Annotated in this window: 14 protein-coding genes; 5 read left to right on the top strand and 9 right to left on the bottom strand. The window is 38.2% G+C overall.

The window, feature by feature from the left end; genetic code table 11:
• Positions 1-56 precede the first annotated feature (56 nt).
• Positions 57-2,294, bottom strand: coding sequence for a heavy metal translocating P-type ATPase (locus Q0779_RS02470; protein WP_298769131.1), 2,238 nt, complete (start codon positions 2,292-2,294; stop codon positions 57-59).
• Positions 2,295-2,425: 131 nt separating this feature from the next.
• Between Q0779_RS02470 and Q0779_RS02465 the strand changes: the two genes are divergently transcribed.
• The gene (locus Q0779_RS02465; protein WP_298769129.1) at positions 2,426-2,857 is read left to right on the top strand and encodes a MerR family DNA-binding protein; all 432 of its coding nucleotides are present in this window, start codon (positions 2,426-2,428) and stop codon (positions 2,855-2,857) included.
• 44 nt (positions 2,858-2,901) lie between these two features.
• On the opposite strand, the gene Q0779_RS02460 is transcribed toward Q0779_RS02465, so the two are convergent.
• Positions 2,902-4,269, bottom strand: coding sequence for an outer membrane beta-barrel protein (locus tag Q0779_RS02460; RefSeq protein ID WP_298769127.1), 1,368 nt, complete (start codon positions 4,267-4,269; stop codon positions 2,902-2,904).
• A 310-nt stretch (positions 4,270-4,579) separates the two neighbouring features.
• Here Q0779_RS02460 and Q0779_RS02455 point away from each other — a divergent pair, with 310 nt between their 5' ends.
• On the top strand, positions 4,580-5,131 hold the full coding sequence (locus Q0779_RS02455; protein ID WP_298769125.1) for a histidine phosphatase family protein: 552 nt from the start codon (positions 4,580-4,582) through the stop codon (positions 5,129-5,131).
• 136 nt (positions 5,132-5,267) lie between these two features.
• A complete protein-coding gene (locus tag Q0779_RS02450; protein WP_298769123.1) occupies positions 5,268-6,473 on the top strand; it encodes a hypothetical protein in 1,206 nt (401 codons plus the stop codon).
• A gap of 175 nt (positions 6,474-6,648) precedes the next feature.
• On the opposite strand, the gene Q0779_RS02445 is transcribed toward Q0779_RS02450, so the two are convergent.
• The 5 genes from Q0779_RS02445 to Q0779_RS02425 all read right to left on the bottom strand — a co-directional run bounded on the left by Q0779_RS02445 (position 6,649) and on the right by Q0779_RS02425 (position 13,221).
• Positions 6,649-9,765, bottom strand: a complete 3,117-nt coding sequence (locus Q0779_RS02445; protein WP_298769122.1) for an efflux RND transporter permease subunit — start codon at positions 9,763-9,765, stop codon at positions 6,649-6,651.
• Entirely contained in the window at positions 9,762-11,072 is a 1,311-nt protein-coding gene (locus Q0779_RS02440; RefSeq protein WP_298769121.1) for an HlyD family secretion protein, read from the bottom strand. Before Q0779_RS02440 ends, Q0779_RS02445 begins: the two co-directional genes overlap by 4 nt.
• Entirely contained in the window at positions 11,073-11,702 is a 630-nt protein-coding gene (locus tag Q0779_RS02435) for a TetR/AcrR family transcriptional regulator (RefSeq protein ID WP_298769119.1), read from the bottom strand. It abuts the gene before it with no gap.
• 400 nt (positions 11,703-12,102) lie between these two features.
• Positions 12,103-12,486, bottom strand: a complete 384-nt coding sequence (locus Q0779_RS02430; protein ID WP_298769117.1) for a VOC family protein — start codon at positions 12,484-12,486, stop codon at positions 12,103-12,105.
• Positions 12,487-12,588: 102 nt separating this feature from the next.
• On the bottom strand, positions 12,589-13,221 hold the full coding sequence (locus Q0779_RS02425) for a helix-turn-helix domain-containing protein (protein WP_298769115.1): 633 nt from the start codon (positions 13,219-13,221) through the stop codon (positions 12,589-12,591).
• Between the two features lie 453 nt (positions 13,222-13,674).
• On the opposite strand from Q0779_RS02425, the gene Q0779_RS02420 reads away from it, so the two are divergent.
• The gene (locus Q0779_RS02420; RefSeq protein ID WP_298769113.1) at positions 13,675-14,304 is read left to right on the top strand and encodes a 3'-5' exonuclease; all 630 of its coding nucleotides are present in this window, start codon (positions 13,675-13,677) and stop codon (positions 14,302-14,304) included.
• An 18-nt stretch (positions 14,305-14,322) separates the two neighbouring features.
• Positions 14,323-14,607 (top strand): hypothetical protein, encoded by a 285-nt coding sequence (locus Q0779_RS02415; protein WP_298769111.1) that lies wholly within the window; start codon positions 14,323-14,325, stop codon positions 14,605-14,607.
• Between the two features lie 533 nt (positions 14,608-15,140).
• On the opposite strand, the gene Q0779_RS02410 is transcribed toward Q0779_RS02415, so the two are convergent.
• Positions 15,141-15,842, bottom strand: coding sequence for a hypothetical protein (locus tag Q0779_RS02410; protein WP_298769108.1), 702 nt, complete (start codon positions 15,840-15,842; stop codon positions 15,141-15,143).
• A gap of 719 nt (positions 15,843-16,561) precedes the next feature.
• Entirely contained in the window at positions 16,562-17,434 is an 873-nt protein-coding gene (locus Q0779_RS02405; protein WP_298769106.1) for a hypothetical protein, read from the bottom strand.
• Positions 17,435-18,010: the final 576 nt, after the last annotated feature.

The following is an 18,010-nucleotide window of genomic DNA, read 5'->3' as shown; positions in this document are numbered from 1 at the left end:
TATGATAATGAGGATCACACTCAACAGTCGCTCTGTTAGCGCTTTTACTGTCAATATCAATCTAATTTCTGACGACGTAAGCGATTTGCATTGGTAACAACAGTCAAAGACGATAGTGCCATCGCACCACCGGCTATCACAGGGCTTAATAACATGCCAGTTAAAGGAAACAGCACTCCAGCGGCTAATGGGATCCCTAACACGTTATAAATAAAGGCGCCAAATAAATTTTGTTTAATATTACGCATACCCGCCTTAGCTAACTTAAACGTGTGAGCTAACGTCATTAACTGATGAGAAAGCAAGGTTAAATCAGCACTCTCGATGGCAATTTCAGTCCCACTTCCGATGGCTATTCCCACATCTGCACTGACAAGTGCAGGGGCATCATTAATTCCATCGCCGACCATAGCAACCACTTCTCCTGCGGCCTGCAGCTGTTTCACATGAGCTTGCTTTTCTTCCGGTAACACTTGTGCCACCACTTCATCAATGCCCACTTCTTTAGCGACCGCTTTAGCCGTTTTTTCATTATCACCGCTCAAAAGAACAACACGCATACCATCAGCCTTTAGCGCAGTAACGGCTTCAATGACGCCCCTATGTAATGGATCGCTGATGGCTATCAAGGCCACTAATTGCCCCGATTTCGCCACATAAATAGGCGTTTTCGCGCCACCGGCCCAAACTGCCGCTAATGTTTCTTGTGTGTCTACGCCTTTGATGTGTAATTTATCCATTAAAGCGCGATTCCCTATTGCATATTCTCCCTTTCCTCCACTTTCAGAGGCAAAACGGCCTACAATGCCCATTCCCTGATAATTGGTAAACACATCAGGTTCAATTAAACCCAGTTTTTCCGCTTTGGCTTTCTCAATGATTGCACTCGCAAGAGGGTGTTCAGAGGCTTGTTCAAGACTGGCAATATGAAGCAGTAACGTCGATTTATCTTCTTCTTTCTCCACTAAAACAAAGTCTGTCACCTTGGGTTTACCTTGGGTAATCGTGCCGGTTTTATCTAACACCACACAACTCACCTTACTGGCTGTTTGCATGGCTTCTCCATTTCGAATAAGCACCCCCATTTTAGCCGCCCGACCGACTGACACCATTATAGACATGGGAGTGGCTAACCCTAATGCACACGGACAGGCAATAATCAACACGCTGGTTAATACCACTAACGCATGAGATAACGCAGGTGCTGGCCCTGCAAAATACCAAATACCCGCACTCAATAGAGCTATCACTATCACAACAGGCACAAAGTAAGCGGATATTTGATCGGTTAAACGGCCAATGGGCATTTTTGAGGTTTGCGCTTGTTGTACCAAGGCGATGATTTTTGCTAATCGTGTATCTTCCACTGCGGATGTCACACGATAAATTAAGCTTCCATTACCATTAACTGTTCCCGCACTAAGGTTATCTCCCACTCCTTTGCTTACGGGTACTGGCTCGCCTGTTAACATTGATTCATTCAATAATGATTGACCTTCAATGACTTCCCCATCTAATGTCACCCGACCACCAGGCTTTAATCGAATGCGATCACCCAGCGCTAATTCACCAATGTCCACTTCTTCATCACCCTTATCCGTCAAGCGAATAGCCGTCGAGACTTGCAGCCCTAATAAACTTTGTACCGCTTCACTGGTTTTCCCTCTCGCTCTTAATTCTAAGGCATGGCCTAAATTAATTAAGCCTAAAATCATGACACTGGCTTCAAAATAAACGTGACGTGTATTCATTGGAAACCATTGAGGCATCAACACCACCAGCATAGAATAAATCCAAGCTGCGCCTGTACCTAATGCAATTAAGCTGTCCATATTGGCACTTTTCGCTTTCAGCGCTCGCCACATTCCTTGGTAAAAGTGTGCCCCTGTTGTTATCATCAATATTAAGGTGAATCCACCAACCACTCCCCAAATGAGTTGTTCTTGAGGGTTACTGACCTGCATTTCCCCACCCAATAACCCCCATAGCATTAATGGGATCCCAACCCCCAAACCAATAAACGCTTGCCACAATTGTTTGCGATAATGTTTCTCTTCTATTACTGATTTGTCCTTGGCCGCTTTTGTTGCATCTAATACTGGTTTACTGGTATAACCAACACTGAGTACAATGGATTTGGCTTTTTCAATGTCAATTTCGTCACTGATGATCACTTGCTTGTCGGCTAAGTTGACTCTAACGCTCACACCTGACTGCGCTTGAAAAGCATTTTCTATTTTAGCAACGCAACTGGCACAACTCATATCGGGCACCGATAGTATAGTGGTTGACATATGGCCTCCTTATTGATGAATAACACTCAATTTATGTTTACGATATCATCAGTGTATTGTCTCCCCTAATGGGAGAGTCAAACTTTTTTTGCTATAGTGTAGACTTCACTTAATCAATAAGAAAAGTCATCATGAAAATAGGTCATGTCGCGAAAACCACGGGATTATCGGTAAAAAGTATTCGGTATTATCATGATATTGGCCTTGTGAAAGGACAACGAGGTACCAATGGCTATCGAGAGTATACTTCCTCACATGTCGACGCATTGTCTTTTGTTCATCATTGTCGCTCATTAGGTTTTACCCTCGATGATTGCCGCGCATTACTTGATTTAAAAATGGATCAATCTCGTCAAGCTAGAGATGTTAAAGCACTCGCTAAGCAGCATTTGACCGCCATTAGCAATAAAATCGCACAACTCACAATACTGGAGGAACAGCTCAGTCATCTTGTGCACGATTGCGAAGGAGGAGAACAACCTAACTGTGCTATTCTAACAGGGCTGAGCCAAGAGATACCGACGACTCAACAGCCCCACCAAAAAACGAAAGAGCCAACCTGACTTAAGGTTGGCTTCTCTTTCATGATGGAAACAGTCTTAGAAAATTACATACCAAAGGTATAACTCATACCAATATTAAATAAATTATTTTGATAGGCCGTTTTCAAGTCATATTCATAACCTTCTGTCGTCGTTAAGACAGATGATTTAATCTCAGGTGCTCGTAAGTGACGGTACTCGCCAAATATACGCATACTCTCACTGGCTTGAAAACCAATCCCCACTATCGCCTGATAAGCAACTGACGTATCTGATTTATTACTCATACTGACCATTTCGGAAGTAGCAGCAGAAGTCTTCAAATAAATACTGTCATCGTATTTTGTTTCCATATCGACTAAGCCCACGCCTAAACCTCCATAGGGGATCCAAGCACTCCCCAATGGGAAATCATGTAATACATTGATACCATACCAATTACCTGACATTTTATTACCTTGAGTAATATCATCAACTTTGTCCATTTCATCACTCAGATACGTAAACTGTAGCTCTGTGCGCCAATTGTTATATTTCAGACCCAGACTCGCTCCAACGTTATAGCCCGCATCATATTCGGTTTTAACACCCACAACACCATTGTCAGGGGTTGAAATTTGCTCAAGCAGATAGCTCGCCCCTCCAGATAAACTCATGTAAAATAATGATTGATTTGCTGGTGGCGGTGGTGGAGTGGGTTTATACTTAGGCACACCATCAAAATAATACGTCAAGCCTAAATTAAATAAAGTGGACTCATAGTAACTCTCAACATCATCTGCAGAACTTCGCGTCCAATTTGTCATTTTACTTGAACCAATATGCCTCACTTCCGCTAACAGGCGCATCTCAGGAATAGGTTGATAAGCAATCCCCAGTGTCGCTTGATAAGCAAAAGCAGTATCAGATCCAGGCTCATTGCTGACAACACCGACAGTTCCCGCCTGAGAGTCACTATATACACTCGTATCACCAAAATCATTGTTCATGGTGATCCCCCCGAGACCAAAGCCAGCATAAGGGATCCAATGTTTACTAATAGGAAAGTCACGCAATACATTGAGTCCGTACCATACACCTTCTTGTTGATTGCCTTGATCAATATCAAACACTTTGTCAATGTCATTATATAAATACGTCATCTGTGCTTCAAAGCGCCATGGTCCCACTTGTTTTCCTAAGCTTATTCCAGCATTAAACCCATAATCATAGGTAACAATGCCCACGCCATTATACGCCTCATCAGCAATACTTCGTTGGGATTCTAAATAACTGGTACCTGCTGATGCAGTGACATAAAATCCATTAGGTACGAAATTTGGCGGTGGAGGTGGTGGAGATTTAGGCCCATGATCATGAGCATCTTCAGCATATAACGAATGGCACATTAGAGAACACGGTAAAATCAAAGCAACAGCTATGCGTTTTTTCATTTCATTCATCCCTATATATTTATTATCAACATCCATCGTTTTACCTAGAGCCTTGAACAATAGTGCCTTGAACAAGTCAGTAAAACACAAAATAAATATAGTGCAGGTTTGAGAAATATCTATCCTGAATTTTAATTTAAATTTTCATTGTTCATTCCTTACTAAGTCATTAATCTTAGTTCTTTTTTATATATTTCTTTTATTTCACTATACCCGTGATATTTAAAGATGCTGGACAATTATTAGTGAATGCTTCAATAATAGATTAACGACTCCAAACGGAATAACAATACGTATCCAAGGACGCTTCATGAAACCACTTCTGACATTTGGCATTGCTGCTATCATTTATGCTTTAACCACACCCATAGCATTTGCCACTTGCCTACCTAACAGCCTCTACATTACTCGCCATGCAGAAAAGCAAGATGAAAAAAACAATCACGATCCCAACCTGTCTGAACAAGGACAAGCACGAGCCCAACGAATCGCAGATATATTAGCTGACGTCAATATTAACCACTTATTTTCCACACCATACAATCGAACGAAACAGACACTGGCTCCACTCAGCCAACATAAAAATCTTGTTATTACCGAATACGATCCAAGAGAGCAGGATACATTCATCCATCAAATAAAAAATAACTATTGTAACCAAACCTTGGTTATTGCAGGACATTCCAATACGGTTCCCAGCATATTGCAAGACTTAGGGATCCATTTTAACGTCAGTCTAGGAAAATATCGTTTTAATTATCAACCGAGTATTATTTTATCTGAGCACGAATTCGGGCAACTTTTTCTTATCCACTTTAACCAAGACACTCCCATCCTTGAAATACTCAGTAGTGACAGTTAATCACTTAAAATTAATGCCGTCTGATCACTTAGACGGCTTAAGAAGCTGAATAACCCATTAACGAAAGTTCCTTCCATGAAAATCCATACATTTCGACTACAATTGCAATGAAGACTCACAGCAGAAGGAAACTGTTATGGCATGCGCAGGCATGGTCGTGATCCTCAATGGTGCCCCATACTCTAGAAAACAAGCTGTTATTGAGCAATTTCAACGACACAGCCACCAACCCTTCTTTACCTTAGGTATGAGAGATTTCTATACCATAATGAGAGCCGAGCCCGAACATCAACCCTTAGGACTCGATGATAAACAAGACAATAACGACTTAACCGCATTACACGCCGCCATTACTGGAATGGCAAAAGGCGGCTGCCATGTCATTGTCGATCATTGTATCACTTATGAAAAATACCTCTCACAATTACAATCTTTTCTTAATGATCTTGATATCACTTGGGTAAACGTCACGCGCAATGAACAAGAGCGAGTCAAAGATGAAAAAGAAACAGGCCCAAGGCCAGAAGGAAGCACTCTTAAAATCGCTCAAGAAATGCTCATGGGAATAGAATATCAACTTGAACTTGATACCAGCGAAAACAGTCCTAAGCAGTGTGCCGATCAAATCACCCAATACCTGCTTGACAGACCATTAAGAGAAAACCCCGCCTCAAGATGGGTACCGTTATCTTTCACCCAAAAAGCAAACACACTAGGTCATATTATTTTAATTGCTGGTACCACCAGCGCAGGAAAAAGTACACTGTGTAAGACACTTCAAAAAAAAATGCAGTCTCCTTGTATTCAATTTGGCATTGATAATGTGGTCACTATGCTCGCCCCAAAATATTTAGGTATTCCCATTACTCCCGAAGAAACCAAACATTTCAAACCTAAACCTGAACAATCACTAGGCTTTTATTTAATCATGCCTGGCCCCAATATCAATAACCCCTATCACTATGCCACAGTACAATTAGGAACACTGGCAAGATTAGCACTGAGTGCACACTTTCATGCCATAAAATTTATCTCTCAATGTGGCATTAATGTAATTTCTGATCAAGTTTTTTCCTTTAAAGATGAATACTTAGAGGCCAAAGCTGTACTGGAAGATTTACCAACTTTTTGGGTGGCGGTTAATGCTGATAACAATACCCTACTCGCCCATGAGAGAAAACGAGGGAATCGCTTTCCTGGGCATACTATTGGATTATTTTTGCAAATGCATAAAGATATCGCCAATGATCTGGAACTCGATAGTGGAAAAATGACACCAGAAGAAGAAGCCGAAGCGATTTTAGAGGCTCTAAAACACAAGTATCCAAAAAGTGATTTTTAGATTAAAGGCTCAAATACAGATAAAAAAGATTAATATTATCGTTATACTGACACTCTTTGCCCCAAATACAAGTTAATTAAATAATATATTACTCATATATGGCAATAAGCACAGTCATCTTGCTTTTAACTGTACTTATTGTCACTTGTATTATTTTCACATCATATCAAAACCCTTAGGCTTCTTGTAATGGCTGATGTTCTTTTATCAATCCAAAATCGGCTAAAATGGCATAAGCACAAGGCAATATCAATAAAATAAGCACAGTGGATGCCAGCATACCAAACACAATTGAGACGACTAAAGGCTGAACAATTTGAGCTTGTAAACTGGTCTCAAGCAGTAAAGGCAATAAGCCTGCTGTTGTGGTGAGAGAGGTTAAAAATATCGCCCTAAAACGTTCTTTGCTGGCAGTAATCGCTGCCTCTTCGACCGTTTCGCCTTGGCCCACATGATGACGGATATATTCCACCAACAAAATCGAGTCATTCACGACAATCCCCGCCAAAGAAATAAACCCCATCATACTTGGCATTGATAAATCATACCCCAGCAAAAGATGACCAAAAATGACACCTATCAATGCCATCGGAATAGCACTCATCACTATCACAGGTTCTATATAACTTCTAAATTGAAAGCTTAAAATCGCAAATAATCCAAAAATACCAATCAAAAACTTAATCGCAAAGCTCTTTCCTGTTTTGGCCGTTTCTTTTGCCGCACCTTCAAGACTCACTCTCACATCAGGAAAGGCTTTATTTAATTCGGGGATTAAGTCTTGACTAAACTGGGCTAACACTTGCTTACCATTGGTCACATTATTATCAACATCCCCTAGAATGGTGATTGCTGGTAAGCCATCAATACGTTGTAAACGCACATAAGTGCGATCAAAACTAAGCTTTGCTATCGCCGATAAAGGAATTTGGGTTCCATCTGCCAACATGATGGGGAAGTTAAGTAAAGTAGAAATATTCCCTGCTTGATCTCGATTTAAGCTCACTTCAATTTCGATGTTTTCAGTCCCCACCTGAACTCTATCAGCGATTTGGCCTAATAATGCACTTCTTAATTGATTGGCGATATCCGTTCCATCAATACCATAAGATTGAGCTGCATCACCTAAGACGATATTAATTTCAGGTTTCCCTAATCTAAGGTTATCCAGTACGCCTGTCACTCCTTTAAACTGATTTAAATATTGCTGAATATACATTGAAGCCTGTTTCATTTCAGGCAAGTTCTCACCTCTTAATCGTATTTCAATGTCACGCCCAGCAGGCCCAAAAGCCGGTTGTTTAAAAATCATTGAAATTGGCGCAGCAACTTCACCGACTTCGAAGCGCCATTGGCTAATAAATTGCCCTATCAGGGTATTTCTTTTTTCAGCCGAGTAAATATCAAGTCTTATTGTCGCAACATGTGCCCCTTTTTCTCCATCATCTGCATTTAAGTTATATTGTGCGGTAATATTTTGCACAAGGCTCTCTTGCTCCTTATTTTTAATGGTGAGCGCTTTTCCAACTTTCTGTGCTTTTGCTACAATCATATTGACTAATGTATTCGTTTCAGCAAGTGACGTACCTGCTGGTAGGATAATACGAGCTTCAGCAACATCTCCATCAAGTTCAGGGAAAGCTGAAAATTTCACCACCCCACCCACCACGAGAGCAATGCTCGACAGAAATAATGCCAGCATTGTACCAATAGTGAAATAACGCCACTTAACAAGAAATGTCACTAAGTTAACTAGCCGATTATTTTTAATATACTCAAAACGCTTTAAAAAGGCCGCTTTCCATTTCCACTTTAAACTGGGATCGTTATCTCCCACTTTTTCTAATGAATGATATAAATGATTAGGTAAAATAAGAAACGCTTCAATTAAACTCACCGTTAATATAATAATCAACACTAAAGGGATCACGGCAAGAACCGTTCCCATTTGTCCATCGAGTCCCAATAAACTGCCAAATATGCAAATTGTTGTTAAGTAAGATGAAAAAACCCCCGGTGCCACTTTCTTAACCCCTTCAATGACGGATTTATCAACACTCATGCCTTTATCTCTTTGAGCAGCAATCGACTCTGCAATCACAATAGCATCATCCATCATAATCCCGATAGCCACTAAAAAAGCAACTAAGGACATCATATTAATGGACAAGCCAAAGAGGCTCATCATATAAAGGCCACCGAAAAATGCGACTGGTAAGCCTGCTGCCACCCAAAATGAATAACGTAAAGAGAAAAACAATAACAATGAGAAAAAAACCAGTAAAATACCTTGCCACGCATTGTTCACCATCATCTTTAATCTATCTTTGATCAAAGATGAAGTGTCGTTTGTTAAGGTGAGTGACACGCCATCGGGTAAATTTTTACTTTCTTGGGCAACAAACCCTTTAACCTTATCTAACACTTTCAGTGCATCATCAGATTTATTTTTACTGATTTTTAAAATAGCCGCAGGCTTATCATTGAATTCAATTTTATCTTCTTCTAATTCAAATCCATCCGTAATCGTTGCAATATCCCCAAGATAAATCGTCCCACCATTTGGTGTTGATTGAATGACGATATTCGCTAATTCATCCGCTGTTACTTTACGCTCATCAAATCGAACGAGAATACTTTTATCTTTTAAATCAATAGTTCCAGCTGGAACTTTAATATTTTGCCGACTGACTTTATCGGCCACTTGTTCGGCCGTCAAACCTAAGCGTCTCATATCAATTTCATTTAATTCAATACGCAGCTGCCTGTCTGAAAAACCTTGAATATCAACTAACCCGATCCCCGCATCCACTTTTAATCGACGTTTGATATCCTCGGCATAGTCTTTCAACTCAGGTCGACTCATATTGGCTGAAATAGCCAAATCAATCACAGGATCGGTCCAATTCGATTCTTCAACGACAGGAGGTTCAATCGATGTAGGAAAATCTTTCACTGCATTAATTTGGGTTTGCACATCAATCAACATGCGACCAACATCAATGCCATTATTCAAATCTAAGGTTAAAGTTCCTACACCTTCTTGTGCATCACATTTAACTTCTTCGATATTATCGAGTCCATCCACAGCATCTTCCATTCTAAGGCACAAACTCTCTTCTACCTCTTTTGGAGAAGCACCAGGATAAACAATCGTTACTGTAATATTTGGGGACTCAAAAACGGGAAAGGTTTCTCTTTTAAGTTGTGTAACACTGGCAATACCTAAAAAAATAAAGGTGAACATTAATAAATTAGCAATGGTAGGATGACGAGCAAAGTAAGCAATCATAATAACTTCTCTCCAACCTTATTGGATGTCCGTAATGCCATACCATTCACCGCAGGCGCAATATCATTCATGATGAGTCGGTCACCCTTTTGAATATTGCCCTCTATTGCGACTTTGTCATCATTTCTAAAAAGGACACTAATAGGTATTATTTTCAATGTGCCATTTGCCTTCATCACATAGATTTGATTCCCTTGTATCGCTTTTTCAGGGACAACATACTGAGATTGCGTTTTCCCTTTAATTATGGCTGTGACAAACATACCTTTACCAAGAGGAGGTTTGTCCGCGATATTGATCTGACTCATATCTTGCTCAATATTGAGATACACACCTATCATGCCACTTTGAGCATCGACTTCTTGAGCAACTCGCTCAACGTTTGCGGGCCAGCTCAGCAACTGATTATTAATATTTAAATTCACTGAAGCAGCCAAATCAACGCCTTTAAAAGAAGGTAAATACCCTTTTTTGGGAATAGCAGGTAAGCTACTTAATAACACCCTCAAATCATCAATTGAAAACTCAGCCATCACTTGAATCGTTCCTAACTCATATGCAACAACCATGGTTTCATTTAATTGAACAAACTGATTATTTTCTATATTCACATCGGCCATACGCGCATCAAAAGGCAAGGTTATTTCCGTATGTTGAAGATCCCGCTCGGCACTTGCTAATTTCGATATTTCTACCTCTAATTGCGCTTCTAATATTCGGCGATCATCAGGTAATAACGTTAATTTATTTTTAATGTCCTGCACTAATTTGAGTTGATTAAAATAATTCTGTTGTTGGTTTTCTAATGCCGATTTGGACAATAAATTTTTTCGATTAAGTTTTTTATTCCTTTCAACCTCATTTTTCACTAAAGTTAACTTATTTTGTTCTATCTCTAAGCTCAACTTTAAGTTTTTTTCATCTAAATTAAGCCGAGTTAACTCAACTTCTGACGCTTTTTTATTGGCTTTAGCTTCTACAACTTTTAATTTATATTCAGTGGGATCAATAGCCAATAGCAAGGTATTTGCGGGCAAGAATCGACCTGAAGCTAACGAAGGATTACGATAAACAATACGACCGCTTACTTGAGAGACCCCACTCCAAGTATGCTCTGGTTCAGTACGACCAAAACCTTTAATTTCTGGCGCAATATTGCTTTTTGATAATGCCACTGTATCCACTAATCGGGCTTTATTTGTTTGAGTGAAAGTATCAGGACGACTTTTTAATAACATCGAAATAATAATGGCCACGACACCTAAGCCGATCCCCAGAAGCAATACTCTTTTTTGACTAAACATCATTTATTCCTCATTCATCATGCCATGGCTCATCAGTGCTGTATTATGCTCAGCAAGTTTCATGAGAAATTCAGCGTTAATATCTATACCTAATTTTGATTGCAATAAATTTGGCATAATAAAAGGAAACACTAATAAACTAATAAAACTGATCCTTGCCAATTGCGCGTCAACATCTTCCCCCAGTAATCCATGACTTTTTAATACCTCAAAGAAAATCATTTCTTGAGGTTTAAATAATTCATCAAATACTGTTAATATTTCTTTATTTTTTTCCGTCTCAGATGTACAAGCTAAACGATAGACGAGTCGTGGAAAGTTAGGATACTGCGCCATCGTTTGATAATACAATGTCATCAGTTTTTTTGGCTGATTAATATCCATATTCTCTTCTATTTTGAAAAAAACTTTTGTGACTGGCTCCATCGTCTCTTTCATCATGGCGATGAACAATCCTAACTTCGACCCAAAATAATACCGTATTAAAGCGGGATCTGCGCCGGCTTTACCTGCAATTTTTCGCACAGATACTGAATCAAACTCTTGATTTATAAATAATTCTCTAGCAGATGAAATTAATGCTTCTCGATGAAAACCATTCTCTTTTGGTCGACCCACTTTACCTTTATTCACACACTTCTCCACATATTCCTTATCTGGAGAATATAGTAAAAAATAATTAATCTTCCATCTACACATTAAATTCCACAAAAATAGACCTTATGTGGAATTTAATGCGTCGTTATCGACTAAAAATATAACAATTTTACATGTAAATAGAGAGAAGTAGCGATAAATAATTTAATATAAGCTAAATTAGGGCAACACAAACCCTTATATTTTTACAAGATAAGAATGATTATCTAAAGAAGTAATAAGTCACAAATAAGGTTCATCTCCCCTTTCATGCAAACAAGCATATTTATCAAAATGAATTAATATCAATCAAGGTATATCGGTATCGAGCAAGATATAACCTTATCCTACTCGCAATTTTTTAATACAGAATGGGTCAATATAATCAGATAATAATTTATTCTTGCATCCAATTAAGTGCACAAATCTTATTTCCAGCAGGATCTCGTAAATAAGCAATATACATTTTTCCCACTGAGCCTTCTCTCACCCCCGGTGGCGCTTCACATTTTACGCCTCCATTTTCCAAACCGGCTTGATGCCATGCCTCTACAGATGCCACATTTTTCGCAGAAAACCCAATAGTACTCCCATTGCCATGGCTGGCGACTTCACCATCGATAGGCAAGGTTAAAGCAAATACACCACTACGAGTAAAATAAAAACAACGCCCTTTCTCGTCAAACACACCAGATTCATACCCTAAAGCGGCAAAAGTGGCATCATAGAAAGCCTTAGATTGATGAATATCTTTTACCCCTAACATGACATGGCTGTACATAAAATCTCCCTATTTGTGTTTTATTATGACCCAGCTTAACATGCGACAGTTCTATGACGCGAACGCAATTGAAAAAATTAACCTCTAAAAATAAAACCTTGTTCACCTTTTTCTCACTGATTCACTCCCCACGATCGCCACTACAGAATGTAAATATTGACATTCATTCCGGTTTACAACCAATAAATGACTCTCTTTTTCAAAACCAATTAAATGTACCTTGCCACCCCTTTCATATAAAAAGTGCATCAACTGGCGATGTGTTTGATAGACTACATATACATCATTACCCGATATTAATACTTGCTGAGGATCAGCATTCAATATCGCGACCTCTCCTTCTAAATAACGCCCAGTGTTTTCAGTAATTCTTAATCCATAATGAGTTTGATCATGCACAAATTGACAATCAACAATTTCAGTTGTCAATGGTCTCTCTTCCACCGCGAGTTCTAGCCAAAGAGACTCCGGACCAGAATGATGACAACCAATAATAGCCAGCGTATCAGTGCGCGCAGGTGGAATATTACTCTCATAACCCAAAGCTAATGCTTCAGGGCTTATCTGTAATAATTTAGCCAATTTAACCCCAGTGACAAAATCCACACCTGAGGTATGTCCATTCTCAAACAAAGATAAGCCCCCCGGACTCAATCCAACTTCTTTGGCCACATATTTAGCCTGATAGCCCAATTGAATGCGCTTTTGCTTAACCCTTTTTCCTAATGCTTGCATGACATTTCCCATAATTATGCACAAATGGCACTTAAAAAATTAAAAGTCATATTAAGCCATTTATATCTCAAAGATTACGACTTCAATATTAATAATAAAAATCAGAAACTTAATAAACAAAAAAAGAATTCACCTTCTTTCCTGTTCTCAAAATACGCATCTTTCTTTAATTTAGTATAAAAAACTTTTTGCTTCTTAAAGCTAACTTATGCTAGTTTACAGCCTAAATTTAGAATAACAAATTTATTATACTAAATTTTTTATGGGGAGAAAAACTCACTTTAAGGGACCCACAGGGAGAGTGCTAAAAAGCCCATAAGCGAGTTTAGAATGGAACATCATTGTGTTACTCAATCGATCTTTCATTCTCATACCAATCCTTTTTGGTATCACTAGGTAGCCGGGGCAAATTGCCCCGCACCTATTAACAGAAGCACACCAAGGATGACAAAAATGAAAATATTGAATTCATACAAACTATCGCCACTCGTCGCTTTAATTAATATTAAAACCTTAGGAAAAGCAGAAAATGCAGTCATCGCCTCTATCGGCTGCGTTATTGTTAATGTCGTCGCATCAAGTATTGTTGATGAGTGTTATATTCGTTGCCAAACAGAACTTCAACCCCATCGTACCACAGATGAAAGTAGCCATAACTTCTGGCAACAACAACGTTTTAATAATCCTGCTGCATGGCAAGAAATATTTGCCCCGAACCTTCCTCGCCGTCCTTTGAAAGGGGCTTTAGAAGATCTCTCTCATTATATAAACCAACAATTTCCAGCAAATAGCATAGTGCAACTCATGGGAAATAACGCAGAATTTGACAATGCCATTCTATCCCAAGCTTACCAACAAGCAGGCATAGTGCCCCCTATATTTGAATATGAAAATCAATCCTTAATCACGATGAGTTGGCTTTCAAAAATGTTGTTTGGTTTTGATCCTCAACACAAACTCCCTTTTGTCGGCACAAAGCACCATGCACTTCATGATGCTCAACATCAGGCAAAAGTCTTATTGGCAATAATGGATAAATTATTCATGTGTACGGCTGATCACCTTGAAGCAGAAATAGCTTAAAATGGGTCCTAATTAAAGATGATATTAAACGAAAAGTTATTCACCAACATGATCAATCTCAATCACTTACTTAATCAGTATCAAATTGCTGCTCAAGATCTTCACCTCGAAGCCACGATTGATGATAAGGTGAAAAAGTTAGCATTGTGCAAAAAAATATTAAATGACATCCCATTATCGATACTGACTATTAAAAGTCATCTCTTAACCACGACAAATACATTAGAGCCTTACTTATTAACTCAGCTTAACCTTATAGAAGCGCATATGGATAAAATTAAACGCTTATTAAAAAATGAATAATGATTATTCACTTGATTTTTTTATCACAAACACCTTCTTTATCATATACACCTTCTTTATCATATACACCAAAGTCTCAGCTTAAATGCCGATAACAGGCTACTTTCTCGACCTTTTATCTCTTGGATAATACTTTTCATGCCAAATCACTTTCAGCCGAAAGCGTTTAATAAATAATAATCCTTGAATCACTGGGTTGTACCCATGCTCTTGTCTAGCCACTGACTTTATCAGGCCTAAGTCATTTAACCTGTACCTTATCAGGCTTATATTATTTTAATCTCCTGTAATTTGTATATTCTATGTCACTAAGGGCTATGCTTTTAAAAATCGTACTAGAGTTTCATCTCTTTACTTACATCACGCTAAAATAGGGATCGCCTCGTCACTCAATTTCAAAAAACAGGTAGCCTAATACAGCTGGGTTTATCATGACGTTATAATTATCACTTTAATCTTCATAAACTTATAGGAAACGGAATATTGCAGTTAATTATATGAATTTAACTTTTACCGTAAAATGGATTGTCGACTTACCCTAACATTGTTATTCCCGCATCAACAATATTAAGACCTCCAGTTGCAATAGAAGCTTCATGATTAGCTAAATAAGTCCCTGCTTTTGTGATCTTAGCTTCTGCTGTATCAACTCGTGCCACAACATCATCTATCACAGTGGTTCGGGTTTGCACATCGGTCAGAGTTTCCTCTATCCTGTTCACCGTTGTACCCAATTGGGTTGTCGTATTAGAGATGCTAGTCACGTTTGTGTCAATCCTATTGTTTATCATAGCAAGACTGTCTGCGATAGCTGTAACTTGAGACAATGTCGCTGTTGTCTCATCCGCAACCACCTCTTCTTTTTCGCCAAAAAGCGCCTGACGCTTAAACGATGTCTCTTTATCCTCAAATTGTACGTGAGTTCGCGAAAAAGTATAACTATTGGCAATCAAGTCTACGGAGTTTTTACTTGCAATCGTCGTATCAAATTTAACCCCAATCGTCAGCCCAACAGAGCTGGCTAATTTCATATTCGTGTATGCACCAATGGTGTTTGACCAAGATGAACCCAATACCAATTTAAAACTATTCTCAGCAACCAGTTGATATCCTAACCCAAAATCTTTCAAAAGATCTGTTTTAGTATTCATTTTCCCTTCAGGTTTATTAATATCAATAGGCTTACTCTTAGGTTTATCAACTGTATTTGTATTGCTATCGCTAGTCGTACTCATTATCATTTACCTCTAAAAGTATTATTGACATATTTTTGTCAACAGACTAAAAATATTCATCTGATATTTAACAAACTTTAAATTAACAAAGAGTTCAAAGCCTTTAAAAAAGAAAACACCAAGCATAGGTTTAATTGATTAAGCTTGGTACACTTACAATCTAATTTTGTTGACTTAAAATGACAAGAATATTTAATACATCATGTAAATACTTTCATGGACAAGAAAAAATAATTAAGTACTTTTAATTAAGTAACTTCAATTCATTCATTAGCATATATAATAACACCCACAAAATAATCGATATTGACATTAATGATAGTCAATACTTTGCTCATTGAATTAGTAACAAAGGGTCAATTAAAACTGACATAGATTTACAAACGGATGAATATAACAAAGAGTAGGAAACTACCCCACTCAATAATAATATCAAAAGTGTTAAAATTGAAATATAGATAAACTCATTCCCCCTACCTCTCTCAATACCATCATTGAGAAAAGCAATCAAAGTAAAAAAGGGGTTCCAAACAAAAGCCACTTGTGAAATGACTTCTAGCGGGTATTTGAAATACCAATAGTGAACGTCCTTCGAGCCTTAACCACTCACTATTGGTGCTTATAGTTTCTCAATTGGTGATTTATTTTAAGAGAATGCCGATAACCTGCAGGATATTTAAATATTATCACTACCGCAGAACATTGAGCGGTCTCTCTTATTATCCAATAATATTAATGCCATTATCTTGGATTTTAGTCGTGCCAGACTCTATTGCGATAGCCAAATCCGCAATATACGTCCCAGCAGTCGCCATTTTCGTTTCAGCAGTATCCATTCGTGCCACTACATCATCAATAGCCGTTGTTTTGGTTTGAACATCTGTCAGTGTTTCACCTATATTAGTGACAGTCGTCCCCAATTTTGTAGCCGTATTCTCGATTCTACTCACTCTTCCTGTAATATCATCACCGACAATATTTACCTTTGTTTGTAAAGCTCTTAACTGAGACAGTGTCGCTTTTGTCTCTTCAGCAGTCACTTCTTTCTTGGTAGCAAACACAGTACTGCGTTTAAAAGACACCTCTTTCTTGCTAAAAGATACTCTCGTTTTTTCTAAACTATAATTATTGCACAAAAGTGAAATACTATTTTTTGAAGCAATTGTCGTATCAAACTTCACACCTATCGTCAAAGAAACTGACGTTCCCAGCTTCATATTGGTATATGCCCCTACGGTATTTGACCAAGATGAACCCATTACAAAAGTATATTTACTATTCACCACCAAATTCAGTCCGAAATTTTTAGTCGTAAACTGCTTTTGTTTATTCATATCACCAGGTGCGTTAACATTATTCTTCGCAGCTTTTTTAGCGTCTTTTTTATCTTGTTTCTTCTTATCCGCTGCAGCTTGATCTGCTGCTGCCTGATCCGCTGCAGCCTGATCCGCTGCGGCTTGATCCGCTGCGGCCTGATCTGCCGCCGCTTGCTCTGCATCAGCCAATTTAGCTTCTAAATAAGCCACTCTTTCTTCTAACGTCTGAGTGTTGTCTGTTGAAGTATCTGTTGATGTATCTATTGTTTCAGCCATTGCATTCCCCAAAGTATTGCTCTCACTAACACCTTAAATCAATGACAAGCTATCAAAATGATATGACAACAAGTCAATCAAACCAATTAAATAATGAAACTCTATACGTCACTGCGCTATTCATTTGGAATCCTGAAACGTTTTTTATTTATAAATGAAGCCCAACAACATTAAACAAAGTTCACAATTAATTTAATGTGATTACTCTAAAACGACAACACTTTTTTGTCTTATTCATTTAAAAAAAGAACAACAATAAAAACAATGACAACACAAAAAAGATAAAAACAATTAAAAATCAACAAAATACAAAAGAACAATGGGAAGAAGTGATTATTTATATAATCAATAAGTTAATGGCTGAATTCACAACTTAATCATTAATAAATATTTATTGTTACACTTTACTTTCATTTACATTGTAATTGATTAAATAATGTAATGCCGTTCTCATAATCGACGTATGTCATATCATCAATGGGTCAATTAAGCATACAGGGGGATGAAATTGCGCAACGCAATGGAAAAGAATCAATATGCCTATGGCACTTCAAGATGTCGAATACAACTGAACAG

It is taken from the genome of uncultured Shewanella sp. (assembly GCF_947491715.1).
Taxonomy (GTDB): domain Bacteria; phylum Pseudomonadota; class Gammaproteobacteria; order Enterobacterales; family Shewanellaceae; genus Shewanella.
The sequence above is the reverse complement of the archived record's forward strand: the minus strand, read 5'-3'. Positions and strand labels throughout refer to the sequence as shown.

What these genes read in the sequence shown, in the direction of transcription:
- Q0779_RS02470 (WP_298769131.1), bottom strand. Translation starts at nt 2,294, where the DNA reads ATGTCAACCACTATACTATCGGTGCCCGATATGAGTTGTGCCAGTTGC.
- Q0779_RS02465 (WP_298769129.1), top strand. Translation starts at nt 2,426, where the DNA reads ATGAAAATAGGTCATGTCGCGAAAACCACGGGATTATCGGTAAAAAGT.
- Q0779_RS02460 (WP_298769127.1), bottom strand. Translation starts at nt 4,269, where the DNA reads ATGAAAAAACGCATAGCTGTTGCTTTGATTTTACCGTGTTCTCTAATG.
- Q0779_RS02455 (WP_298769125.1), top strand. Translation starts at nt 4,580, where the DNA reads ATGAAACCACTTCTGACATTTGGCATTGCTGCTATCATTTATGCTTTA.
- Q0779_RS02450 (WP_298769123.1), top strand. Translation starts at nt 5,268, where the DNA reads ATGGCATGCGCAGGCATGGTCGTGATCCTCAATGGTGCCCCATACTCT.
- Q0779_RS02445 (WP_298769122.1), bottom strand. Translation starts at nt 9,765, where the DNA reads ATGATTGCTTACTTTGCTCGTCATCCTACCATTGCTAATTTATTAATG.
- Q0779_RS02440 (WP_298769121.1), bottom strand. Translation starts at nt 11,072, where the DNA reads ATGATGTTTAGTCAAAAAAGAGTATTGCTTCTGGGGATCGGCTTAGGT.
- Q0779_RS02430 (WP_298769117.1), bottom strand. Translation starts at nt 12,486, where the DNA reads ATGTACAGCCATGTCATGTTAGGGGTAAAAGATATTCATCAATCTAAG.
- Q0779_RS02425 (WP_298769115.1), bottom strand. Translation starts at nt 13,221, where the DNA reads ATGCAAGCATTAGGAAAAAGGGTTAAGCAAAAGCGCATTCAATTGGGC.
- Q0779_RS02420 (WP_298769113.1), top strand. Translation starts at nt 13,675, where the DNA reads ATGAAAATATTGAATTCATACAAACTATCGCCACTCGTCGCTTTAATT.
- Q0779_RS02415 (WP_298769111.1), top strand. Translation starts at nt 14,323, where the DNA reads ATGATATTAAACGAAAAGTTATTCACCAACATGATCAATCTCAATCAC.
- Q0779_RS02410 (WP_298769108.1), bottom strand. Translation starts at nt 15,842, where the DNA reads ATGAGTACGACTAGCGATAGCAATACAAATACAGTTGATAAACCTAAG.
- Q0779_RS02405 (WP_298769106.1), bottom strand. Translation starts at nt 17,434, where the DNA reads ATGGCTGAAACAATAGATACATCAACAGATACTTCAACAGACAACACT.